Origin of the sequence: Streptomyces sp. CGMCC 4.7035 (assembly GCF_031583065.1) — a bacterium.
GTDB classification, from domain to species: domain Bacteria; phylum Actinomycetota; class Actinomycetes; order Streptomycetales; family Streptomycetaceae; genus Streptomyces; species Streptomyces yaanensis.
The window spans coordinates 6,954,680-6,976,246 of the sequence record NZ_CP134053.1 but is presented as its reverse complement, the minus strand read 5'-3'; the positions used below and the strand labels follow the sequence as shown (position 1 = coordinate 6,976,246).

Here is a 21,567-nt window from a genome sequence, read left to right as displayed (position 1 = left end):
TGGAGCTGTGGCGCCCGAGCTAACGCGCTCTCGTCGGCGCCGGGGAGACCGAAGTCGGTTGTGCGCCCCGACTCCGTCACAAGAACGAGCCCACCGCCACCGCCACGCCGAACAGCACGAAAAAGACCCCCCAAGCAAGGTGCGCCGTCGCGGAGTAAAAGACGTACCCCGGTCTCCCGCTGTCCGTCCGTACCACCACCACTCGGCGCGGGTCCCGAGGGTCGTAGCGGAGGATGACCCCGGCGCCCGGCTGGAGGGGTTGCTGCTCGTGGTTCAGAGGTGTGCGGCGGTAGGTCTGCTCGGGCGGGGCGGTCCGGTGGTCGAGCGGTGGGGCCTTGTAGCGGACCTGGGGTGGGTGGGTCGTGGAGCCTTCCCGGCGGGCGCCGCGGGCCACTTCGCCCTTCGTGCGGACGCCCCGTACGCCGAGTCGGGCCAGGGCGCGGCGCCGGCGGAAGGCGATGCGCAAGACCCAGGCGCCCAGGCCCAGCGTGAAGGCGGCTATGAGGAGCGAGAAGGTCAGCCACGGTTGGTCCACTTCGGGTTCCCCCCACCGTCAGTCGGTCCCCGGGCAGTCGGCCACCGCCAGCTGGTTCATGGGCGTGGGCCACCGCGAGCTGGCTCATGGCAGTCAGCCGCCGCCAGCCTGCTCATGGCAGTGGGCCGCTCCCAGCCCGCTCATGGCAGTCGGCCGCCGCCAGCCGGTTCACGTCAGGCGGCCTCCGTCAGGAGGTCTTCCCGTGGCACTCCTCGTACACCCGCCCCGACCCGCACCAACACCCCGTCCCGGCCTCCGGCGGCCAAGCCACCGCTCGTCCCCGAGCCGCCAGCGTCGTCGCATACTGCGGGAGCAGCGCCGCGTCCTCCGGTGATGCGCCCTCCGACGCCGCGAACGCCTCGTACGACGGGACCGTCCCCGGCACGATGCCCAGGTTCGGGGTGCCCGAGGCCGCCAGTTCCCTCAGGGACGCCTCTATCGTCGCCAGGTGCTCCTCGTGGGACGGGTACTCGGTGGTCAGCGTCGGGTACGCCGACAGCAGCTCCGCCAGTTCGGGTGCCGGCCAGTGCAGGACCGCCACCGGGAACGGGCGGGAGAGGGCCTCGCGGTAGGCGCCCAGTTCCGCGCGCAGGCGGATGATCTCCGCCGCCAGTTCCGCCGGGTTGTCCGAGCCCAGGGACCAGATCCGCTTCGGGTCGTGGAGCTCGTCCAGGGAGACCGTGGAGGAGTGGACGGTGTCCGCCAGCATGTCCCACTCGTCGTGCGCCGCGCCCAGCATGCGGCGGACCCGGTGGCGGCCGTAGAGGAGTGGATGTGTGGACTGCGGGGGTTCGGCCGCGTCTCCGACCAGCAGTCTCAGGCCCTCCGTGAACGTCGCCTCCGACGCCTCCAGCTCGTCGTGCGCCTCCAGGGACTCCGCGACGATCAGCCAGGGGGCCGGGTGCCGGGGGGAGGCCGCGCGGACGCCCTCGATGATCGCCCGGGCCTCCGCCTCGTGGTCGTACTCCCACAGGTTCGACGCCTTCAGGGCTCGTACCAGGTGGGGGTTGTCCAGCGGGTCGGGAGAGGAGAGCAGGCGGTCGTACAGCGCCGTCGCTCCCGGGCGGTCGCCGGCCAGTTCCCGGTGGGCTGCGGCCTGCAGCAGCAGGTGTTCCGCGTCCTCGGGATACAGGCCGGCAGTCCGCTCCAGGCGTGCTGCTTCGGCGTTGTGGTCGACGTTCTCGGCAGGCGTGTCGGGGCGCATGGGGGACACCGTACTGCCGCCGACCGACAAACGAGAGAGATTCGCAGGCCAGGGACGGCGGCAGACGTTTTCTGGCGGGTCGGGTCCTTCAGCGCGCCCAGGGGCGCCCGCCTACGCCACCACCCCGTCCACCTGCAACGTCTGCACCGCCCCCGCCGCGAACGGCACGGCCACCGTCTTCCCGCTCAGATACGTGTCCGTGTGTGACGTGTACAGGTCGCCGCTGCCGCCCGTCACCGTGTTCCAGCGCGGGACCACACCGCCCGTACCGCCCGTCACCGTCGTGAAGCGGGAGAGGTCGAAGGTCAGCGTCTGGGTGGAGGAGGACTTGTTCGCCGCCACGATCACCAGGCGCTTCGCCGTCTTGTCCAGGGCCGCCACCGCGTAGTCCACGCCCGTGTCGATGATCGTCATCCCGGGGCGGATATGGCGGCTGAACTGCGCCATCACGTAGTACTTCGTCTGGACCGCGCCCGGCTGGAGCGTGTTCTCGTCGTACGCGATCATCGCCCAGCTCGCCGTCGGGTCCATCACCTGCCAGTAGACCCAGGCCGTCGGGTGCAGCCAGCGGAAGTCGAGGAGCAGGTTGCTCGCCAGGGTGAGGCCGGTGGCGTCGCCGTCGCCCGTCTCCGAGTTCCACAGGGCCTTGCCCGACGTCTTCACCACGTCCGTGTAGAGGAGGTCGCGCCGGCCGCCCGAGCCCTGGTAGCCGTGGACGTTGACCCGGTTCACCAGCGCCTTTGTCGACGTCCCGAAAGACCCCCACGTCGTGCGCGCCAGGTCGTAGTTCGTCTCGTCCGATGCCGAGATCTTCGTGCTCGTCAGGCCGCGCTTGTCCAGTTCGCTGCGTACGTACGGGAGGACCGCCGACTGCACGGTCGCGTCCATGTGGCAGCCCTCCTGGGTGCCGGTCGCGGTCCACCAGCTGGAGGACGGTTCGTTGAAGGCCTCGACCGTCGCGAAGTTCACGCCCCAGTTGTTCTTGGCGTAGAGGGCCACCGCCGCCAGGTGCGAGGCGTGCTGGCGGTAGTTCCAGGACTGGAGGTTGTTGCCGCCGCCGGAGGCGCCGGACGGGTTGTGGTTCAGGCACATCCACCACATGGGGGAGTTGGCGAACAGCTCGCTGGTCGCGCCCCGCTGGGTCGCCTTGACGAGCATGGCGCGCTGCGTCGCGTCCGCCGTCCACTTCCAGGCCGAGGAGGTCGGGTCCTCGTTGTTCCAGTCCTGCCAGTAGCCCTCGATCTGCTTGAAGGAGGGGATGTTGGGGGAGGCCACCATGGTCTCGCCGTTCACGCTGTTCGAGCTGCACGCGCCCAGGTTGTAGCGGGCGATGTTCAGGCCCAGGCCGGGGAGCGTCCTGCCGCTGTACGCCACCGACTTGGTGGTGAAGAAGATGTCGGCGAAGTCGTCCCGGGCGCCGAACACATTGGCCCACCAGGCCAGGGAGGTGCCCCAGCCCTCCCAGCTCCCGTACGTGGTGGCCGGGTTGACGGCGATGGTCGCGTCGGCCCGTGCGGTGCCGGTCGCCAGGGCGGTCCCGAGGAAGGTGCCGCCCGCGGCGGCCAGCAGGGTTCTGCGTCGGATCATGGCTTCTCCGCCTCTCCGTGCCGATCGAACGCGGGTCGTCCCTCCGGCGTCGACCGGTCTCGCTGATGCCATCACGAAGGATCGGGTGTGACGCATGGGGTTGTCGAGGGTTGTGACGGCCCTTTCTAAAACCGGTGTACGAAGTGCCGGTAGAGGTTCGGTCGGGGTCCGGTCGGGGTCCGGTCGGGGTCCGGCAGGGATGATCCGGCAGGGATCCAGGAGGGATCCGGTAGGGGGCACTCCTCGTACGGGGCTGGTGACTTGAAGGGGGAGCCCCTATCGTGCGTGCGGCCCCGGTGAAGGAGGCGGACGCATGCGCGCTCCCGTGGTGGTACACCGCACCCGGCGGCGCCGTGCCCTCCGCCGCCGCGCCCTCTGGACCGGTGGGGAACTGTTCGTCACCGTCGGCCTCGTGCTCATGCTGTTCGTCGTGCATCAGCTGTGGTGGACCAACCGGGAGGCCAGGCAGGGGGCCGAGCGGAAGGTTCAGGCGTTGGAGCGGGAGTGGACGGAGCCCGGTGAGACCGGTGACTCGTCGGTGGGCGGATCCGCGAGTACGCCCGAGGCCGGCGGCAGCAGCACCACCACCACGAAGGCCGACCGGCAACAGCGGCGGCAGCGGCAGGGGCAGGCGGTCGTCGCCGCCCACCCCGCCCCCTCCCAGGCCTACGCCGTCCTCACCATCCCCCGGCTCTCCCTCCAGGCCCCCATCGCCGAAGGCATCAGCAAGACCGGCGTGCTCAACAAGGGGTACGTCGGCCACTATCCGGGCACCGCCCAACCCGGTCAGGCGGGCAATTTCGCGCTCGCCGGGCACCGGAACACCCATGGCGAACCCTTCCGGCACCTCAACCGGATGCGGCGCGGGGACACCGTCACCGTCGAGACCAGGACCGCCACGTACACGTACGTCGTCGACTGGATCCTCGCGCAGACGTCCGCCCGCGACGGAGGCGTCATCGCGCCCGTGCCCCGCAGCACCGTCAAGCCGTCGTACGGGTACGACCGGCCCGGGTACTACCTCACCCTCACCACCTGCACCCCGGAGTTCACCTCCCGGTACCGGCTCGTGGTGTGGGGCACGCTCGCCTCCGCGCGGCCTCGCTGAGGCAGCCAGCCTTCGGCACGGTCGGGAGGGCCCGTGCAAGCCGAAGGCCCGCCTCATCTGACGGTCAGGCGCGTTCGCGCAGCAGCAGTACGCCGAGCGCACCCACGAGCGCCAGGCCCACCGAGACGACCATCGCGACGTTCGCCCCGTGTGCCGGCGAGCCGCCGCCCGACGTCACCAGTGCGATGGTGAGGGCGACGCCCGCGCACGAACCGATGTAGCGGAACGTCTGCTGGGCGCCCGAGCCCATCGCCGCCCGTTCGGTGGGGACCGACTCCACGGAGACGAGGGGGAGTGCGGCGTTCAGCAGGCCGCTGCCCACGCCGCCGATCAACAGGCCGGGCAGCAGGCGGGTCCAGGATCCCGAGCCGACCGCGCCGAGCATGGTCAGGACGCCCGCGGCGTGGAGCACGAAGCCGAGGGCCAGTTGGTGGCGCGGTGAGACGCGGCCCGCCAGCCGCTTCGCCTGGAGCGCGACCGTGAAGGACAGTCCGGACCAGAGCAGGAACAGCCATGCGGTGGCCATCGGCGTCATGCCCAGCGTCCGCTGGAGCAGCGCGGGCAGGAAGCTGAACAGGCCGATCACCGCCAGGCCCGTGAACAGGCCGGCCGCCGCGGAGCCGAGGAAGCGCGGCCGGCGCAGCAGGGCGAGGTCGATCATGGGGGTGCGGGTGCGGTGTTCGATCAGGGCGAAGGCCGCGATCAGGACCACGGCCGCCGCGAACAGCAGGGCCACCGGTGCGCGCAGCCAGCCGTCGCGGCCCAGCGTGAGCGCGGCGACCAGGGAGACGAGAGCGAGGCTGAAGACCGTGGCCCCCGCCAGGTCGGGGCGGCCGCCCCGGGGTGCGCGGGACTCCGTCAGGGCGCGTGCCGACAGGGCCGCGATCACCAGCGTGGCGGCGCCCAGGATCTCGTACGCCAGCCGCCAGTTGGGCAGCGACCCGGCGACCAGGGGGCCCACCGCGATGCCCCCGCTGACGAACGCGCCCCACACGCCGGTCGCGTGCAGCCTGCCGCGTGGGGTCGGGAAGGCGTGTACCAGCAGGCCGAGGCTGCTGGCGAGGATCGCCGCGCTCGCCGCGCCCTGCGTGATGCGGGCCAGCGTGAACAGCCAGGTCGAGGTCGCGAGGGCGCCGAACGCCGTGGTGAGGCCGAGGGCGACCGTGCCGGCCAGGAAGATCCGGCGGCGGCCGTAGTCGTCGGCGAGGCTGCCGGCCACCAGGAGCAGCGCGGCCAGGCCCAGCGGGGTGCCGTTGAGCAGCCAGGCCTGCGCGGAGACCGAGGTGTGCAGGGCGGCGGCGGTGTCGGGGAGGGTGACCACCGGCGCGGTGTACGTCATCAGCGCCATGGCGGTGGCCGCGCTGGTCAGGGCAAGAGTGGGGGTCGCTCGTGGGGTCTGCGAGGTCTGGGAGGTCTGGGAGCTCTGCGAGGTCTGTGGGAGCGCGCGGGCGGCGGTGGTTTCCGTGGTGCGTGCCGGCTGTGACATGGCCTGCCCTTCCGGGGCGGGTAGGGGGCAACAGGTTCAGTCATTGAACCTTGGGTAGGCCTACGACCGTAACAGCCTCGGTTCGGTCATTGAACCAATTTGGAGGAATCAGTTCAGTGAATGAACTCATACGCCGGAAAGTGGCTACAGTAGGGCCATGGCTCTCGGCAAGGACTACGCGACGCAGGAGTGCTCCATCGCCCGTGCGCTGGAGGTCGTCGGCGAGCGCTGGACGCTGCTCGTCGTGCGCGACGCGCTCTACGGCGTACGGCGCTACAACGACTTCCTCGTCCACCTCGGCATCCCGCGCGCCGTCCTCGCGGCCCGCCTCCAGACCCTCACCGCCGAGGGAATCCTGGAGAAGCGCCGCTACCAGGAGTCGCCGCCGCGGGACGAGTACGTCCTCACCGACCGTGGCATCGCCCTGTGGCCCACCCTGCGCGCACTCGGCCTGTGGGGTCGCGAACACTTCTCCGAGACGCAACTGCGCGCCTTCCGGCACGCGACCTGCGGCACGGAGAAAGACCTCGGCCCGTACGGCGAATGCCCCGACTGCGGAACCGTCGTACCCGTTTCCGACGTCGAAATGGTGCCGGGACCCGGACTCGACCCGAACCCGGCCAACCCGGTCAGCAGGGCGCTGCTCAAGCCGAAGAGGCTGCTGCAGCCGATCGAGACCGATCATGTATAACGGCGGTGGGTAACGTAAGCGCCTTAGGAGACAGGCAAGTTGGGGGAGGGAAGCCGATGATCCGGACCTGGGCGAATCTGCGCCCCGCCGCCGTGCTGCTGCTCCTGCTCCTCGAGGTCGCCGTCCTCGACACCGGCGGCCTCTCCGCCGCCGTCGCCTTCGCCTTCGCCGCGACCGCCGCGGCCGGTTCTGCCCTCGCCGTCTGCGCGCTGATCGCCGCGCGCAGCGTGCCCGTCGTGCCGCCGACCCGGGTGCGCACGGCCATCCGCGACCGCGAACACCGCACCGCCTTCCTGCCGCAGCGGGACCCCGACGCCCGGGGCCGTACCCGACCGCGGGCACCGGGGCGCGCCCTTCCGACGACCGTCGCGTAGGGCACATCACCGTCGTACGTTCGTGTGCGCCGTCGCGCGTCCGTGCATGCCGTCGCATGTCCGCCTAGCCGTCACGCGTCCGTGCATGCCGCAGCATGTCCGCCTTAGCCGTCGTGCGTCTGCGTGAGCCGTCGTACGTGCGTGCTGGCCGTCGTGCGTCTGCGTAGCCGCCGTACGTGCGTGTTCGCCGTCGTGCGTCTGCGTAAGCCGTCGTACGTCCGTGCTTGCCGTCGTGCGTTTGCCTAAGCCGTCGTGCGTGCGTGCCAGCCGTCGTGCGTTTGCGTAAGCCGTCGTGCGTCCGTGCAAGCCGTCGTGCGTCCGTACGCCGTCGTACCTCCGTGGACGCCGCACGTCCGTGACCCCGCGCGGGTCGTCATGCCGAAACCTCTTCAACCTCTTCCCACCCGGCACGACGAGACAGACCCCGGAGGGCTCCCACCCATGTCCGCATTCATGTCCGTGTTCGCAGGGCTGGTCGAGCGGCTGGCCGACCTGCTCCAGCCGCTCTTCCACGCCTCCGCGGCAGCCGCTGCGATCGTCCTGTTCACCGCGCTCGTACGACTCCTCGTCCACCCCCTGTCGCGGGCCGCGGCGCGCGGGCAGAAGGCGCGCGCCAAGCTGCAACCGAAGATCGCCGAGCTGCGCAGGAAGCACGCGAAGAACCCCGAGAAGCTCCAGAAGGCGGTTCTCGCCCTGCACGCGGAGGAACAGGTCTCCCCACTGTCCGGCCTTCTGCCCAGCCTTCTCCAGGCGCCCGCCTTCTTCCTCCTCTACCACCTCTTCTCCAGCACGAGGATCGGCGGCGAGAGCAACGACCTGCTCACCCACACGCTGTTCGCCGCGCCCCTCGGCGACCGGTGGGCCGACGCGCTCGGTCACGGAGGACTCCTCGGGGCGGCCGGGCTGGTCTACCTCGGGCTGTTCGCGCTCGTCGCGGCCGTCGCCGCGTTCAACTACCGGAATGCGAAGCGGATGACGGCCGCGAACCCGAGCCCTGTCCCGGTCGGCGACGGCGAACAGGTGCCGGGCCTCGGTGCGGTCACCAAGATCATGCCGTTCCTGTCCTTCTTCACCCTCGTCACCGTGGCCGTCGTACCGCTGGCCGCCGCGCTGTACATGGTGACCAGTACGGCGTGGAGCGCGGTCGAGCGGGCGGTGCTGTACCGCTGAGCCGCCAGGGACCGGTGGTCCAGTCCGTGAACGGGGTATTGCGGACCGGCCTGTGACCTTGGAGGATCGACCAGTCCTCCGATGGCTGGGCGCGGACCGCACTCCGGCCGGTCACCTCCATCGGGCGGGCTGCATGCGATCGAGGGAGATTGTGATCATGAAGCTGCTGCGAGTCGGTACGGCGGGGGCGGAGCGGCCCGCTCTGCTCGACGCCGAGGGGACCCTGCGGGACCTGTCGGGTCTCGTCCCGGACATCGACGGAACGCTCCTCGCCGACGAAGTGGCGCTCGACCGGATCCGCGCCGCCGCCGAGTCGGGCGAGCTGCCGGAGCTGGACGCCACCGGGCTGCGCGTCGGGCCGCCGCTCGCCCGGATCGGCAAGATCGTCTGCATCGGGCTGAACTACCACGACCACGCCCGTGAGACCGGTGCCGAGCCGCCCGCCGAGCCGGTGATCTTCTTCAAGGCGGCCGACACGGTGGTCGGGCCCCACGACACCGTGCTCGTGCCGCGCGGGTCCACCAAGACCGACTGGGAGGTCGAGCTGGCGGTCGTCATCGGCCGTACGGCCCGCTACCTGGAGTCGCACGAGGAGGCGCTCGCGCACGTCGCCGGGTACGCGGTGGCGCACGACGTCTCCGAGCGCGAGTTCCAGATCGAGCGCGGCGGGACCTGGGACAAGGGGAAGAACTGCGAGACGTTCAATCCGCTGGGGCCGTGGCTGGTGACGGCGGACGAGGTCGCCGATCCGCAGGACCTGTCCCTGAAGCTCTGGGTCAACGGGGAGCTGAAGCAGGACGGGACCACCGCCGAGCAGATCTTCCCGGTCGCCGAAGTCGTGCGGTACGTCAGCCAGTTCATGACCCTGTACCCGGGTGACGTCATCAACACCGGTACGCCGGCGGGGGTTGCGCTCGGGGAGCCCGAGCCGAAGCCGTTTTTGCGGGCCGGGGATGTGGTCGAGCTCGAGATCCAAGGGCTTGGGCGGCAGCGGCAGGAGTTCAAAGACGCGTAGGCGCTCCGCTGGGGGAGCCGGGGAACTGCGGGTGGTGCGTCAGCTGCGGGCTGTCGGTGGCTGGTCGCGCCCACGCGGCGGAGCCGCATAGTGTCACAGCCCCGCGCCCCTTTCAGGGGCGCACCTACCCCTCGTCCTTGAACCTCTCCAGCGCCTCCACCACCAACGCATGGTCCTCCACCTGTGGCAGGCCGGAGACCACCACCGTGCCGATCACGCCCGCGCCCTCGACCGTGATCGGGAACGCGCCGCCGTGGGCCGCGTAGACGTCGGGGTCGAGGCGGGAGGACTCCTCGAAGGTCGTGCCCTTCGCGCGGAAGCGGGAGCCGACCAGCAGGGAGGAGCAGCCGTAGCGCTCGACGACGCGGCGCTTGCGGTCGATCCAGGCGTCGTTGTCCGGGGTCGATCCGGGCAGCGCCGCGTGGAAGAGCTGCTGGCCGCCGCGGCGGATGTCGATCGCGACCGGGGCGCTGCGCGCCCGCGCCAGCTCGACCAGCAGGGTGCCCAGGGCCCACGCGTCGTCGTAGGTGAAGTGAGGAAGCGTCAGGCGCCGCTCCTGCGCTTCGAGTTCGGGGATCTCGGGGCCGGTCGTCGTCGTCACAGGGTCACCGCCACACCCTCGCGGGCCGAGCGCCGGGCCGCTTCGAGTACGTCGAGGGCCGCGGCCGCCTCCAGTGCGGTGACCGGGTTGGGGCCGCCCTCGCGCAGGGCCTTCGCGATCGCCGCGTAGTACGCGGGGTAGTCGCCGGAGAGCGTCGGTACGGGGTCTCCGCCGCCGGTCAGCGGGGACTCGCCGGCGCCGATACGGCCCCACAGGGACTCCGGCTCCTGTCCCCAGCCCGGCCCGGGGCGCAGACCCTCGCGCAGGGCCGCCTCCTGCGGGTCGAGACCGTACTTGACGTAGCCCGCGGCGGAGCCCAGGGCCCGGAAGCGCGGGCCGAGTTGGGCCGTCGTCGCGGAGACGTACAGGTGGGAGCGGACGCCGCTGGTGTGCGTGAGCGCGATGAACGTGTCGTCGTCCGTCTCCGCGCCCGGGCGGCGGATGTCCGACTCGGCGTACACGGAGGCCGCGGGACCGAAGAGGACAAGCGCCTGGTCGACGACGTGGCTGCCGAGGTCGTACAGCAGACCTCCGATCTCTGCGGGGTCGCCGGACTCGCGCCAGCCGCCCTTGGGCTGCGGGCGCCAGCGCTCGAAGCGGGACTCGAAGCGCCAGACGTCGCCGAGTTCGCCCTCGGCAAGGAGCTTGCGCAGGGTCAGGAAGTCGTTGTCCCAGCGGCGGTTCTGGAAGACGGAGAGCAGCAGGCCGCGCTCCTCGGCCAGTGCCGCCAGCTCGCGCGCCTCGGCCGCCGTCCCCGCGATCGGCTTGTCGACCACGACCGGCAGGCCCGCCTCCAGGGCTGCCCTCGCGATCGGGACGTGCGTCTTGTTCGGGGAGGCGACGACGATCAGGTCCAGCTCGCCCGCGCGCGGCCACAGCTCGTCGGCCGCGGCCGCGACGCGCACGTCCGGGAACTCGGCGCGGGCCTGCTCCTGCCGCTCCGGGTTCGAGGTGACGACCGTGTCGAGGACCAGACCCTCGGTGGCGGCGATCAGCGGGGCGTGGAAGACGGAGCCCGCGAGGCCGTAGCCCACGAGGCCCACGCGGAGGGGGGTGTCAGTACCAGGGGCTGTGCCAGTCATGGCTCTACTTTCGCAACGCTGTTGCCAAAGTGCAAGCAGGAGGGAGAATGGGGGTGTGAACAGGACGTATGCGGGATCCGGATCCGGGGCGGGCAGGCGCGGGGGCGAGGGGACGGTGCCGAGCGGGGTGAACCTGCCGGCGCTGCGCAGCCACAACGCGGCGCTCGTGCTGGATCTGCTGCGCACGGCGGGGGAGTCCGGGATCAGCCGCCTGGAGCTCGCGGAGCGGACCGGTCTGACCCCGCAGGCCGTCAGCAAGATCACGGCCCGGCTGCGCGCGGACGGCCTCGCGACGGAGGCGGGCCGCCGCGCCTCCACCGGCGGCAAGCCGCGGACGGTACTGCGGCTGGTGCCGGGGGCCGGGCACGCGGTGGGGCTGCATCTGGACCGGGACGAACTGCGGGCAGTGCTGTGCGACCTCACGGGCGCGGTGGTCGGGGAGCGGCGGGCACCGCTGGACCTGGGCGCCGGAGCGGAGGCCGTGGTGGAGGGGGCGGCCCGGGAGGTGGAGGGGCTGCTGGGCGCACCTGTACCCGCGTCCGCTCCCGTACCCGCGTCCGCTCCGGTAGCCGTGTCCGCTCCGGTAGCCGTGTCCGCCCCGGTACCCGCGTTCGCACCGGTACCCGCGTCCGCGTCCGTACCCGTGCCCATACCTGTGCCCGTGCTCGGAGTCGGTGTCGCGCTCCCCGGCCCGCTCGATCATCTGCATGGTGTCCTGCACCGTGTGACCGGGTTCCCCGAGTGGGACGGGTTTCCGCTGCGCGACGCGCTGGCACGGCGGCTGGGGGTGCCGGTCGTGGTCGACAAGGACACCAACGCCGCCGCGCTCGGGCTCGCCCTGGGCGGGGCGGTCGACGACGCGGAGGGCGCGTACGGGTTGTCCGGGTCGCACGGGTCGTTCGGCTCGTACGGATCGTTTGCCTATCTGCACCTCGGGACCGGTCTCGGCGCCGGGCTGGTGATCGGCGGGGTCGTGCACCGGGGGGCCCGGACCGGCGCGGGGGAGTTCGGGCACCAGGTGATCCAGCTCGACGGGCCGCCGTGCGGCTGCGGCAACCGGGGCTGCATCGAGGCACTGTGCCTCGCCGCCGTGGCGCGTGGTGACGTGAGCGAGGCGGCGCGGGTCCTCGGCGCGGGCGCCGCGAACCTGGCCGGGCTGCTCGACATCGACCTGGTGCTGCTCGGCGGCCGTACCGTCGCCGCCTACAAGGAGTCCTTCGTACGAGGAGTGGCCGCCGTCCTCGGCGAACGCGCCCGGCGGGAGGGCTCGACCCGGACCGTTCCGGTGCGGATCGCTCCCGGCGGTGCGCGGGGTGTCGCGGAGGGCGCGGCGCAGCTGCTGCTCGCGCCGTTGTTCGGGCGGGCGGAGGGGTGACGCCTCGCGGCACCCGACTCCGTGCGCAGGCTGGTCTGGTCGGGAGACTGCGCTGATCGGGAGACTGGACTGATCGGGAGACTGCGCTGATCGGGAGACTGCGCTGATCGAGGGGACTTGGGCGTCGACTCAGCCCCTCAAGGCGTGGCGTGCGCCAGGGGCCATCACCTATGGCCGGTCATATTTTCATGCGACTCCCTCGACTGCCTGGACTGTTCCGACCAACTCGCCGATCCCGGCGGCCCCGACTGCCCCGGGAGTCCCGGCTGCCCCGACTGCCCCGACTGCCCCGACTGCCCCGGAGGTCCCGGTCGCCCCGACGGCCCCAGCGGTCCCGGCTCCCCCGTCCGTCCCTGCTCCTCCCCTTCGCCCTCGCCGCCGCGACCCTCCTCCTGTCCGCGCCCGCCGCCGCGCTCCCGGCCGACCAGCAGCCCGGCTGTGCCGCCACCGGTCAGACCTTCCCGCTCACCACCCGCATCCACGGCGGCCACGACGCGTACGAGGCCGGCGGTGGCTACCACACCTTCTTCATCGACCTGGAGAACACGACCGCGCACCCCTGCGGCGACATCCACCCGGTGGTCGTCCTGGTCGACGCCAAGCGCGTACTGAAGGCCACTCAGCCCAAACTGGAGTTCTTCGACGGCGACCACCCGCACCCGGTCACCTTCGAACACACCGACCAGGCGGAACTGGTCGGCGCCTTCGACGACGGCTTCCCCGGCTTCACGGTGGCCCCGGGGCGCACGCTCACCGTGAAGGTGCGGCTCTCCCTCACCTCCGACACCCAGGCGAACGAGGTCGTGGCGAAGGCGGCGATCGTGCAGCGACACGGGGAGGACGGGGACTGGGTCGGCGAGTCGAACGACTACCGGTTCCGGATCGAGGGCACGAGAGTCCCCGGCGACACAGGGAAACAGCGGGGGTCGCGTTCGCCCACGCCGCGACAGAGCCCACAGAGCCCGGCGGCCGAGGAGTTGGCCAACACCGGACCGCAGGCGCCGCACGACATCGGCGCGGTGGCCGGCGGACTGCTCCTGCTGGCGGGCATCCTCGTCGCGGGCGCCCCGTTCGTGCTGTACCGGGGACGCCGCTGAGACCGCGGGTCGGTGGAAGGCAGCTCTCCCATGAGGGCCCCCGAAGAGGACCTCATCGGAGAGCCTGAATGCCTTCCTCACGGCCGCGGTCTCACTGCGGCCTCACCACGGCCTCACCACGGTCTCGTCGCGATCAAACCAGGTCGATCAGGTCCGCGATCGAGTCGACGATCTTCGAGGGCCGGTACGGGAAGCGGTCCACCTCCTCCGGCTGGGTCACCCCGGTCTTGACGAGGAAGGTCCGCATGCCGGCCTCAAGGCCCGCGAGCACGTCCGTGTCCATGCGGTCGCCGATCATGGCCGACGTCTCCGAGTGGGCGCCGATGGCGTTGAGCCCGGCGCGCATCATCAGCGGATTCGGCTTGCCGACGAAGTACGGCTTCTTGCCGGTCGCGGCGGTGATCAGCGCCGCGACGGCGCCCGTGGCGGGCAAGGGGCCCTCGGCGGACGGACCCACCTCGTCAGGGTTGGTGGCGATGAAGCGAGCGCCCGCGTTGATCAGCCGGACCGCCTTTGTCATGGCCTCGAACGAATAAGTCCGCGTTTCGCCGAGTATGACGAAGTCGGGGTCGGTGTCGGTCAGGATGTAGCCGACCTCGTGCAGCGCCGTCGTCAGGCCCGCCTCGCCTATGACGTACGCCGTGCCGCCCGGCCGCTGGTCGTCGAGGAACTGGGCGGTGGCCAGCGCCGAGGTCCAGATGTTCTCGACCGGCACCTCCAGCCCCATGCGCCGCAGTCGGGCGTGCAGGTCGCGAGGGGTGTAGATCGAGTTGTTGGTCAGAACGAGGAAGGGCCTCTCCGACTCCCTCAGGCGCTTGATGAACTCGTCGGCGCCGGGAATCGGGATGCCTTCGTGGATCAGGACCCCGTCCATGTCGGTAAGCCAGGATTCGATCGGCTTGCGCTCTGCCATGTGGGGTTCTCCTGCCGGACGCGTGCTTGCGAGGTGGCTAAAGAGTAGCCGGGGCCTGCGCCGTCACCTCAGGGGATGGCTCTGTGCGCGGCGGCGGCCGTACGGCGCAGGATCGACCCCCGTACGGAGTAGTCGAGGGTCCCGTCCGGATGCGCCGTAGTGCCCGCAGGGGGAGTCTCCTGGTATCGGGAGGTTCACGATGGGTTCACTACGGCTCACTCTCTGTGCGGGAGCCGTCATCGCTGCCGCACTCGCACCCACGGCGTACGCGGCGGATACGCAAGGCGTTGTTCTGATCCCGGCGTCCCCTGTGCCGGGCGGCGACGTCCGGCTGGCGGTGGAGGGCTGCCCCGGGACGACCGGCACCGCGGTGTCGGACGCGTTCGTCGCTCAGGCGCGGCTCGTCGGCGAGGAGGGCACGCTGGCCGGCGAGACCCGGGTCCGCTCCGCGGTGAAACCAGGCCTGTACACCGTCACGGTCGGCTGTGACGGGCGGGAGGTGAAGGCCGTGCTCACCGTCGGCGGGCCTACGGTGTCGGCCCCGAGTGCCTCCTCCGCGCCGTATGCCTCTTCGGCCCCCTATGGCTCAGGCTCTCCGGCCCCGTACGCCCTGTCCGCCCCGTCTGCCCCGTCTGACCGGTTTGCTTCGACCGCCTCGTTCGCCTCGACCGCCCCGCTCGCGTCGACGGCCCCGACCGGTCCGGCGCCCCCCTCCGGCTCCCCGACCGCCCCGCTGTCCCGGACCGCCCCACTGCCCCCGGCTGCATCACTGCCCCAGGCTGCTTCACTGTCCCCCAGCGCCACGCGGCCGCCGTCCGCCCCCTCCTCGCCGATCGCCCCGGTGGACGCGGGCGGCGGCGCCACCTCGCATTTCGAGTCCGTCGACGCCCGGGCCACGGGGCCCGGTGCCCGGCAGGCGATCGTCGGTGTCGTTCTAGCGGCCGTCGCGGCCATCGTGGTGGTGGCCCGGAGCGCCCGCCGCGGCCGCGGTATGGAGTGAACCGTGTCCGAGTATGAGCGTTCCTCCGCCACCGGCCGCCTGCTGATGGGTGTCACCTGGGTGGTCCTGCTGCTCGGCCTGTGGCTGTGGGGCCGCGAGGTGACCGACGTACCCCAGGGGATTGCCGCGCCGACGACCGGTGACATGGCCGCCGCCGGGCGGCCGGCGCAGGCCGAACTACCTCCCTCGGTACGGCCGTTGGGGCAGGCCGGCGTGCCCCTGCGCCTCGACATCCCCGCCTTGGGGGTGCAGGCGCCGGTCCTGGCCCGCGGCCTGGACCGGAAGGGCGCGATCGAGGCGCCGCCCTTCGATCAGCCGGGCGTGGTCGGCTGGTACGCGGCCGGGGTGAGTCCCGGGGCGGCAGGGACCGCGCTGTTCGTCGGGCACGTCGACACCGATACCAGGTCCGCGGTCTTCTACCGGCTCAGCAGCCTGCGGCCCGGCGCCACGGTGCGGGTGATCCGCGACGACGGCCGGGTCGCCGAGTTCACCGTCGAGACCGCCGAGATCCTCGATCGCGATCACTTCGACGCCCGACAGGCGTACGGGCCACGGCAGCCGGGCCGGGCCGAGCTGCGGCTGATCACCTGCGGCGGCACCTTCGACCGGGCGAGCCGTACATACTCGGCGAACGTGGTCGTGTCGGCGTATCTGACCGGCACGGGACTGTGACTGCTCCCCAGTGCGCTGACAGGTATGTCACGATTGGTGCGTAAGGCGCTCTACCCAAGGCGCTCTACCCAAGGCAGTACACCCAAGGGGGAGTTGGATGTACGGGACGAGGGGTGTGGGGGCACGCGCTGTCGCTGTCGCGGTGGGGGCCGCGCTGCTGATCGCCGGGTGTTCCTCTTCCGGGGGCGGGGACAAGGACAAGGGCAACGACAAGGACGATCCGGCCGCCGGCCGCATCACACAGCAGCCGAAGGCCTCGGATCCGTTCTGGGTCAATCCGGACGGGAACGCGGCGCGGCAGGTCGTCGCGTACGAGAGGGCCGGGAAGCGGGCCGAGGCGGGTCAGATCAGGAAGATCGCGGAGCAGCCCACGGGGGAGTGGATCGGCCCGGAGAACCCGCAGGCGGAGGCGCGGGGGTTCACCGAGGCCGCCGGGAAGGCGGACCGGACGGCGATCCTCGTCCTCTACAACATCCCGCACCGCGACTGCGGGCAGTTCTCGCAGGGCGGCGCGGCGGACGGGGACGCGTACCGGGCGTGGATCGACGGCGTGGCCCAGGGGATCGGGGACCGGCGCGCGGCGGTGATCCTGGAGCCGGACGCGGTGCTGCACATGGTGGACGGGTGCACGCCGAACCAGTTCCACGAGGAGCGGTACAACCTGCTCAAGGGTGCGATCGGCACGCTCAAGGCACTGAAGAACACCAAGGTGTACCTGGACGCGGGCAACGCGGGCTGGCAGCATCCCGACCAGATCTTCCAGCCGCTTCGGCAGGCCGGCGTCGACCGGGCGGACGGCTTCGCGGTGAACGTCTCCAACTTCTACTCGACGCAGGACTCGATCGCGTACGGCAAGCAGCTGTCGGCGAAGATCGGCGGCAAGCATTTCGTGATCGACACGAGCCGCAACGGCAACGGGCCGTATACGACGGGCGACCCGCAGCAGCGCTGGTGCAACCCGCCGGGCCGGGCCCTGGGCGAGGCTCCGACGACGACCACGGCGGATCCGCTGGTGGACGCGTACCTGTGGGTGAAGCGGCCCGGGGAGTCGGACGGCACCTGCAAGGGGGGACCGAAGGCGGGCGACTGGTGGGCGGCGTACGCGCTCAAGCTGGCCGAGGCGAGCGATTAGCCCTTCGGCGAGCGATCAGGCCCACCCGTGAGGTGACTCGGGGCGCCCTCCATCACCTGGAGGGCGCCCCCTGGGCCGTGTTCAGTGCGCGGAAACCTACGGAAACTACGGAACCTTGACCCACTGTGCCTGGCTCGGTGTCCCCTGGTCGTCGTCCACGAACAGCATGTACCAGCCCGACTGGACGAGGTTGCGGTTCTTCGGGACGGTCACCGTGATCTTGTTCCCGGACGTCTTGAAGTCCAGGGCGATCGAGCGCTGGTCGACGTCCGTGACGTGCGTGGACGCACTCGGACGGATCAGCCGGACCTTCCTGATCGTCGACGCGTGCTGCGACGTGAACGTGCCCGACGCGCCACGCGCGATGGTCCCCGGGCCGCCCGACAGGGCGGGCCGCGAGTCCCGGTACAGATACGGCGGCGTGTAGATCTCGATGCGCTGCTCGAAGACGCCGGGCTTGGTGTCGGCCTTGTCCGCGAAAAGCGGGTTGGAGCCGAAGAACAGCACGCGGCCGTCGGGCAGCAGGATCGACCCGGCGTGGTAGTCACGCCCCACCAGCGGGTCGGCGACCCGCTGGAACGTGTTGGTGTCCGGGTGGTAGATCCGTGCCTGTCTGATGTCGGAGTCGCCGCGCCCGCGGTAGTCCTCCGAACCGCCCGAGACCAGCACCGTGTCGTCGGGCAGGATCGAGGACTGCGGGTAGCGCGTGCCCTTCTCCAGTGTCGGCCCGTCCACGAAGCGCGGATTCTTCGCCTTCAGGTCGACCAGCCGCGTCCGGTTGCTGGACAGCTTGGACTCGCCGACTCCGCCACCGCCGATGACCAGGAACTTCTCGTCCTGCGCCGGCGGCAGCAGCACCGTCCCGGACGTCTCCATGACGGTCGGGTCGCTGAGCCCGGGGATCTTGGTGAACGCGTTGGTGTGCACGTCCCAGACGCCGGGGTCGCGGCCCACGTCGTCCGGGCCGTAGCCCGCGTTCGAACCCGAGTAGAAGATCTTGCCGTTCTGCATCAGGAACAGGGCGGGGTAGGTCGGGAACTGGCGGACCTTCGGCGTGTACGTCCACTTCCTGGTCGTCGGATCGAAGATCTCGTTCTTGCCGGGGACCAACTGCCCGATGTCGTCGAGCCCGGAGACACTGAGGATCTTTCCGTCGCTCAGGGTGGTGAGCGTCGGGTACCAGCGGGCCTCGTTCATCGGGTCGACCTTGATGTACCTCTCGGCGACCGGGTCGAACTCGTAGGCGTCCCGGATGCCCTGGAAGTCCCGCTTGTCGAGGCCGAGTTTGTTGGCGATGCCGTACGTGTTGCGCGCGTCGGCCCCCGTGAGGCCCTGCACCCGGTAGTTGTCCTCGGTGCCGGTCTCGTACTTCTGGCCGCTCTTCTGCGCCTCGACGTAGATCCGGCCGATGCCGGGGTCGTTGCGCAGCCATTTGCCGGTCTTGGCGAAGACCTTCTTCGCGCGCGGCACCAGCACCGGATCCTTGGAGACGAAGGTCTTGCCGCCTGCCCTGCCGGTGAACTTCGTGCCCGCGGGCAGCGTGATCGGCTTGTCCGGGTTCTCGTTGTGGACGATCATCAGGCCGCCCGCCTTGGTGACGTCGCCCTTCAGCTTCTCGTACCGTTTGGTGCCGCCCGCGATCAGGATCTTGCCGTCCGCAAGCTGGGTGTGGCCCGTGCAGAAGAGGTCGCTCGGCGTCGGGACCTTCTTGATCGTGCCCTTGACCGGGTCCCAGATCCGGGTGTCGAACCGCTTCTTGTCGAAGTTCTCCTCGTTGTTGCCCGAGCCCGCGATCAGCAGCACCTTCCCGGTGTGCAGCAGCGCGGCGTGGATGGTGTCCTGCCGGTACTGCTTTGGGAACTCGACGATCTGCCAGTGCCCGTTCTTCGCCTTGTACTCCGGCTTGTTGATCGTGTACTCGTGGTACCGCTCCGACCCGAAGCGGTACAGCCACGGTCCGTTCATTCCGGCCAGTGCGAGGACCACCGCCGTGCTGACCGCGAAACGACGAGCGCGACGGAGGCCGCCGGCCTGGTCATTCATTTGTTGTGTCCCCCGAGGACGATCTGCATGGTCTGGTCATCGCCCGCGTGCCCGGCCGACGTGGGCAGTTGCCCCGGCGTGTGTACACCGGCGGACCGCTGCGGTATCACCGGCGCGTCATGAGAAGCGTCATGAGCCGCGTCACGAGCCTTATGTGCCGCGTCATGAGCCGCGTCATGAGCCGCGTCATGAGCCGCGTCATGAGGCGCGTCCTGCGGTGCGTCCTGCGGCTCGTCCTCGATGGCCGGCTTCCTCTCCCGGAGCAGCGTCCAGCGCCATACGAAGATGGGCGACGCCGTGATCAGCAGGGCGAGCGAGGCCCAGATGATCATCGCGGGGTGGGAATGGCCGAGGAGGAGGCCGGCGACGATCGAGCCGCCGAAGACCAGAACGAAGAACAGATGGATCCGAAAGGTCCCGAGCAGCCTGTCGGGGCTCGCCGAATCGCCCTTGGGAGTCACCACGAACCCGCTCTTGCGGCGCAGTACCGCGTCCATGAGCGAGCGGGCGTAGATCGGCGCGGACAGCGCCGACATCATCATGCCGGCCACACCGCCGGAGCCCTCCGGCTCGTGCGGTGAGACGTTGTGCCGGCGGTTCCAGATGTACAGGCCGATCTGAAGCGCCGACGCGTTGCCATACAGCATCAGCCAGACCGTGGGGTCGATGTTGACGCCCGAGGCACCCAGGCCCAGGAACAGCGCACAACTCAACGCCGCCAGGATCCAGTTGAGGGCGGACATCGGGTAGAAGATGATCACCATGGTGTAGTTGAAGAGCCTGCCCGGCGGCAGTGTGAAGAAGCCCTTCCAGTACTGCTTGAGGATCGTCTCGTACGTGCCCCGCGACCAGCGCAGCTGCTGTGTGAAGAAGTCCGTCCAGGCGCCGGGGCCCTCGCCGACCGCGAGCACGTCCGGGGTGTAGACCGACTTCCACTTCTTCCCGGTGGCCGGATTGCGGTGGCGGTGCATCTCGAAGCCGGTGGCCATGTCCTCGGTGATCGAGTCGTACAGACCGCCGATCTGCTTGAGCGCCGAGATCCGTACGGCGTTGGAGGTGCCGACGAACATGGGGGCGCCGTAGCGGTTTCCGGCCCGCTGGATCAGCGCGTGGAAGAGGAACTGCTGCGACTCGGCGGCCTTGGTGACAAACGCGTCGTAATTGCCGTACACCTGCGGGCCGATGACGAAACCGACGTCCGGGTCGCGGAAGAAGCCCAGCATCCGCTCCAGGTAGTTGGGCAGCGGCACGTGGTCGGTGTCGACGGAGGCGAAGTAGTCGTAGTCGTCGCCGTGCGCCTCCAGCCAGGCGTTGTAGTTGCCGTGCTTGGTCTTGGCGCGGTGCGGGCCCTTGGGCCGGTTCCACTTCTCGACGCCCTTGCGGGAGAAGTGGTGCACGCCGAGACGCTCACAGACCGCCTTCACCTCCGGGTCGTCACCCTCGTCGAGGAGCCAGACGTGCAGCAGGCCCCGGTGCCGCAGCCGGACGGCCGCCTCCAGGGTCCTCGTCACCATCGACAGCGGTTCCTTGCCCGGGACGTACGTGGTGATGAACGCGACTCTCGTGCCGGTCTCGGGCACCACCGGGATCGGGTCGCGGGCGACCAGCGTGGCGTGCGCGTTCGACAGCACGTTCATGCAGCGGAAGAACTCGATCAGGCCGATCGAGACGAGCATGACGATGTCGAGGGCCGGCAGGAAGTCGTAGGCGGGGTACTCGCGCGCGGTCCAGTGCTTGGGCTGGAGCAGCCAGCCGAGCAGAACCAGCGACAACAGCGGCGCCGCGCCCAGCATGAGGGCGGCGCGGATGCGATGCGGTTCCTGGGAGAGCAGTGAGCGGTACTGGACTTTGTACGGTTTTGCCGGATCCGGGTGTGTGAGGGGGCCTGCCAGACGGCTGTAATGCTCGTAGTCGTATCTGGGCAGGGTCCTCTTGATCCGGTGGATGTTGCCGGTGTGGCCGGTCCGGCGTGACGGCACCCGGAGCCGGGTCGTTTCTGACGGGTCGAAGTTCTGCCGGGCGCCGGTTGGCGTCGACGTCATGAGTCATCCCCCCGCACGCAGAAATGCGTGTGTTTGTTTGCTTTTCGCCCGCTTGGTCCCCCTCGACCATTACGGACGAACCTGTGTCAGGTCGGCGTCACCACGTCACTCGCACCAAATCAACACAGAAACCCGACCTTGGCTGCCTGAATGCCCCCCTCGGCACTCGTTCGGGCGAGGCCCTCATCCCCGCGCGGCGCTACCGGTCCGTGCCCCCAACTGCCGTGCATCGGCAGTCCCTTGAAGCCCAGGGTTCTATGGCGTCCAGCATGATCGCAAGGTACGCAACGCGCTGTTTACCGGTCATACCCACTCATTGGGACATTTGTTGGGGTCTTCTGGGGCGGGTGGTGTCAGCTGCGTATGGATGTTGAGGAAGTGGTGCCTTATGGTATGCGCCGCTCGTACGGAATCCGCCGGAGTGCTGCTCCGTATGGGCG

General features: G+C 70.4%; 19 protein-coding genes. 10 read left to right on the top strand and 9 right to left on the bottom strand.

Annotated features, from left to right (window positions below; genetic code table 11):
* Positions 1-76: 76 nt before the first annotated feature.
* The 3 genes from Q2K21_RS30665 to Q2K21_RS30655 form a co-directional block, all read right to left on the bottom strand.
* Entirely contained in the window at positions 77-535 is a 459-nt protein-coding gene (locus Q2K21_RS30665) for a DUF3592 domain-containing protein (RefSeq protein WP_310777516.1), read from the bottom strand.
* A 187-nt stretch (positions 536-722) separates the two neighbouring features.
* Positions 723-1,739 (bottom strand): SEC-C domain-containing protein, encoded by a 1,017-nt coding sequence (locus Q2K21_RS30660; protein WP_310777512.1) that lies wholly within the window; start codon positions 1,737-1,739, stop codon positions 723-725.
* A 111-nt stretch (positions 1,740-1,850) separates the two neighbouring features.
* Positions 1,851-3,326 (bottom strand): glycoside hydrolase, encoded by a 1,476-nt coding sequence (locus tag Q2K21_RS30655; RefSeq protein ID WP_310777508.1) that lies wholly within the window; start codon positions 3,324-3,326, stop codon positions 1,851-1,853.
* A gap of 313 nt (positions 3,327-3,639) precedes the next feature.
* Between Q2K21_RS30655 and Q2K21_RS30650 the strand changes: the two genes are divergently transcribed.
* Positions 3,640-4,434: a class E sortase gene (locus tag Q2K21_RS30650; protein WP_310777505.1), complete on the top strand. Its 795-nt coding sequence runs from the start codon at positions 3,640-3,642 to the stop codon at positions 4,432-4,434.
* A gap of 64 nt (positions 4,435-4,498) precedes the next feature.
* Here the strand turns inward: Q2K21_RS30650 and Q2K21_RS30645 are convergent, their stop codons facing one another.
* Positions 4,499-5,920 carry an MFS transporter gene (locus Q2K21_RS30645; RefSeq protein WP_310777502.1) on the bottom strand — a complete coding sequence of 474 codons (1,422 nt, stop codon included), beginning with the start codon at positions 5,918-5,920 and terminating at the stop codon, positions 4,499-4,501.
* Positions 5,921-6,077: 157 nt separating this feature from the next.
* Here Q2K21_RS30645 and Q2K21_RS30640 point away from each other — a divergent pair, with 157 nt between their 5' ends.
* The 4 genes from Q2K21_RS30640 (at position 6,078) to Q2K21_RS30625 (ending at position 9,170) form a co-directional block, all read left to right on the top strand.
* A complete protein-coding gene (locus Q2K21_RS30640; protein WP_310777499.1) occupies positions 6,078-6,611 on the top strand; it encodes a winged helix-turn-helix transcriptional regulator in 534 nt (177 codons plus the stop codon).
* Between the two features lie 56 nt (positions 6,612-6,667).
* Positions 6,668-6,985, top strand: a complete 318-nt coding sequence (locus Q2K21_RS30635; RefSeq protein ID WP_310777496.1) for a DUF6412 domain-containing protein — start codon at positions 6,668-6,670, stop codon at positions 6,983-6,985.
* Between the two features lie 453 nt (positions 6,986-7,438).
* Positions 7,439-8,155 carry a membrane protein insertase YidC gene (gene yidC, locus Q2K21_RS30630; RefSeq protein WP_310781336.1) on the top strand — a complete coding sequence of 239 codons (717 nt, stop codon included), beginning with the start codon at positions 7,439-7,441 and terminating at the stop codon, positions 8,153-8,155.
* A gap of 157 nt (positions 8,156-8,312) precedes the next feature.
* Positions 8,313-9,170: a fumarylacetoacetate hydrolase family protein gene (locus tag Q2K21_RS30625; protein WP_310777492.1), complete on the top strand. Its 858-nt coding sequence runs from the start codon at positions 8,313-8,315 to the stop codon at positions 9,168-9,170.
* 124 nt (positions 9,171-9,294) lie between these two features.
* On the opposite strand, the gene Q2K21_RS30620 is transcribed toward Q2K21_RS30625, so the two are convergent.
* Together Q2K21_RS30620 and Q2K21_RS30615 are read right to left on the bottom strand one after the other, a co-directional pair.
* On the bottom strand, positions 9,295-9,771 hold the full coding sequence (locus tag Q2K21_RS30620) for a heme-degrading domain-containing protein (protein WP_310777489.1): 477 nt from the start codon (positions 9,769-9,771) through the stop codon (positions 9,295-9,297).
* Entirely contained in the window at positions 9,768-10,853 is a 1,086-nt protein-coding gene (locus tag Q2K21_RS30615) for a Gfo/Idh/MocA family protein (protein ID WP_310777486.1), read from the bottom strand. Before Q2K21_RS30615 ends, Q2K21_RS30620 begins: the two co-directional genes overlap by 4 nt.
* 55 nt (positions 10,854-10,908) lie before the next feature.
* Between Q2K21_RS30615 and Q2K21_RS30610 the strand changes: the two genes are divergently transcribed.
* Together Q2K21_RS30610 and Q2K21_RS30605 are read left to right on the top strand one after the other, a co-directional pair.
* Positions 10,909-12,228 (top strand): ROK family protein, encoded by a 1,320-nt coding sequence (locus tag Q2K21_RS30610; protein WP_310777483.1) that lies wholly within the window; start codon positions 10,909-10,911, stop codon positions 12,226-12,228.
* Between the two features lie 188 nt (positions 12,229-12,416).
* Positions 12,417-13,325, top strand: a complete 909-nt coding sequence (locus Q2K21_RS30605; protein ID WP_310777480.1) for a hypothetical protein — start codon at positions 12,417-12,419, stop codon at positions 13,323-13,325.
* Between the two features lie 133 nt (positions 13,326-13,458).
* On the opposite strand, the gene Q2K21_RS30600 is transcribed toward Q2K21_RS30605, so the two are convergent.
* On the bottom strand, positions 13,459-14,238 hold the full coding sequence (locus Q2K21_RS30600) for an HAD-IIA family hydrolase (RefSeq protein ID WP_310777477.1): 780 nt from the start codon (positions 14,236-14,238) through the stop codon (positions 13,459-13,461).
* Between the two features lie 199 nt (positions 14,239-14,437).
* Between Q2K21_RS30600 and Q2K21_RS30595 the strand changes: the two genes are divergently transcribed.
* The 3 genes from Q2K21_RS30595 (at position 14,438) to Q2K21_RS30585 (ending at position 17,042) form a co-directional block, all read left to right on the top strand.
* Positions 14,438-15,238 carry a hypothetical protein gene (locus Q2K21_RS30595; protein WP_310777474.1) on the top strand — a complete coding sequence of 267 codons (801 nt, stop codon included), beginning with the start codon at positions 14,438-14,440 and terminating at the stop codon, positions 15,236-15,238.
* Positions 15,239-15,241: 3 nt separating this feature from the next.
* Positions 15,242-15,910 (top strand): class F sortase, encoded by a 669-nt coding sequence (locus Q2K21_RS30590; protein WP_310777471.1) that lies wholly within the window; start codon positions 15,242-15,244, stop codon positions 15,908-15,910.
* A gap of 97 nt (positions 15,911-16,007) precedes the next feature.
* Positions 16,008-17,042, top strand: coding sequence for a glycoside hydrolase family 6 protein (locus Q2K21_RS30585; protein WP_310777468.1), 1,035 nt, complete (start codon positions 16,008-16,010; stop codon positions 17,040-17,042).
* 105 nt (positions 17,043-17,147) lie between these two features.
* Here Q2K21_RS30585 and glxA read toward each other — a convergent pair whose 3' ends face one another.
* Both glxA and Q2K21_RS30575 read right to left on the bottom strand, forming a co-directional pair.
* Positions 17,148-19,085: a radical copper oxidase GlxA gene (gene glxA, locus Q2K21_RS30580; protein ID WP_310777465.1), complete on the bottom strand. Its 1,938-nt coding sequence runs from the start codon at positions 19,083-19,085 to the stop codon at positions 17,148-17,150.
* Complete coding sequence (locus Q2K21_RS30575) at positions 19,082-21,127, bottom strand: glycosyltransferase family 2 protein (RefSeq protein WP_310777462.1); 2,046 nt, start codon at positions 21,125-21,127, stop codon at positions 19,082-19,084. The genes glxA and Q2K21_RS30575 overlap by 4 nt, the downstream gene beginning before the upstream one ends.
* Positions 21,128-21,567 lie beyond the last annotated feature (440 nt).

Coding starts and splice junctions, on each gene's coding strand:
- Q2K21_RS30615 (WP_310777486.1), bottom strand. CDS start 10,853: ATGACTGGCACAGCCCCTGGTACTGACACCCCCCTCCGCGTGGGCCTC.
- Q2K21_RS30650 (WP_310777505.1), top strand. CDS start 3,640: ATGCGCGCTCCCGTGGTGGTACACCGCACCCGGCGGCGCCGTGCCCTC.
- Q2K21_RS30575 (WP_310777462.1), bottom strand. CDS start 21,127: ATGACGTCGACGCCAACCGGCGCCCGGCAGAACTTCGACCCGTCAGAA.
- Q2K21_RS30645 (WP_310777502.1), bottom strand. CDS start 5,920: ATGTCACAGCCGGCACGCACCACGGAAACCACCGCCGCCCGCGCGCTC.
- Q2K21_RS30600 (WP_310777477.1), bottom strand. CDS start 14,238: ATGGCAGAGCGCAAGCCGATCGAATCCTGGCTTACCGACATGGACGGG.
- Q2K21_RS30585 (WP_310777468.1), top strand. CDS start 16,008: ATGTACGGGACGAGGGGTGTGGGGGCACGCGCTGTCGCTGTCGCGGTG.
- Q2K21_RS30595 (WP_310777474.1), top strand. CDS start 14,438: ATGGGTTCACTACGGCTCACTCTCTGTGCGGGAGCCGTCATCGCTGCC.
- yidC (WP_310781336.1), top strand. CDS start 7,439: ATGTCCGTGTTCGCAGGGCTGGTCGAGCGGCTGGCCGACCTGCTCCAG.
- Q2K21_RS30640 (WP_310777499.1), top strand. CDS start 6,078: ATGGCTCTCGGCAAGGACTACGCGACGCAGGAGTGCTCCATCGCCCGT.
- Q2K21_RS30625 (WP_310777492.1), top strand. CDS start 8,313: ATGAAGCTGCTGCGAGTCGGTACGGCGGGGGCGGAGCGGCCCGCTCTG.
- Q2K21_RS30660 (WP_310777512.1), bottom strand. CDS start 1,739: ATGCGCCCCGACACGCCTGCCGAGAACGTCGACCACAACGCCGAAGCA.
- Q2K21_RS30635 (WP_310777496.1), top strand. CDS start 6,668: ATGATCCGGACCTGGGCGAATCTGCGCCCCGCCGCCGTGCTGCTGCTC.
- glxA (WP_310777465.1), bottom strand. CDS start 19,085: ATGAATGACCAGGCCGGCGGCCTCCGTCGCGCTCGTCGTTTCGCGGTC.
- Q2K21_RS30605 (WP_310777480.1), top strand. CDS start 12,417: ATGCGACTCCCTCGACTGCCTGGACTGTTCCGACCAACTCGCCGATCC.
- Q2K21_RS30655 (WP_310777508.1), bottom strand. CDS start 3,326: ATGATCCGACGCAGAACCCTGCTGGCCGCCGCGGGCGGCACCTTCCTC.